Raw genomic sequence first — 278 nt, 5'->3', positions numbered from 1 at the left:
AAGCATGGCATGAGATCGTCAAAGCGGTGGAAGCGATCGGTGTAGATGGTCTGGAACTGAACTTCGGCTGTCCGCATGGGATGGCGGAACGAGGGATGGGTTCGGCGGTTGGACAGCATCCTGACTTGATCAGGCAGCAGGTGGAGTGGGTGAAGGAGGTTGCCCGGACACCGGTTATCGTCAAGCTTACGCCCAATATCACGGATATTCGTTTTACTGCGCGGGCGGCGAGTGAGGGTGGGGCGGATGCGGTCAGCATGATCAATACGATTAACAGC

The 278-nt window shown here is 56.8% G+C and carries 1 protein-coding gene; it reads left to right on the top strand.

The features are described from left to right. Window positions 1-278 (top strand): tRNA-dihydrouridine synthase (locus MXD62_RS08520; protein WP_248828846.1); only part of this gene is annotated, 278 nt, incomplete at both ends.

Source organism: Frankia sp. Mgl5 (assembly GCF_023242985.1).
In the GTDB taxonomy this organism is placed as follows: Bacteria; Actinomycetota; Actinomycetes; order Frankiales; family Frankiaceae; genus Parafrankia; species Parafrankia soli.
The sequence above is the reverse complement of the archived record's forward strand: the minus strand, read 5'-3'. Positions and strand labels throughout refer to the sequence as shown.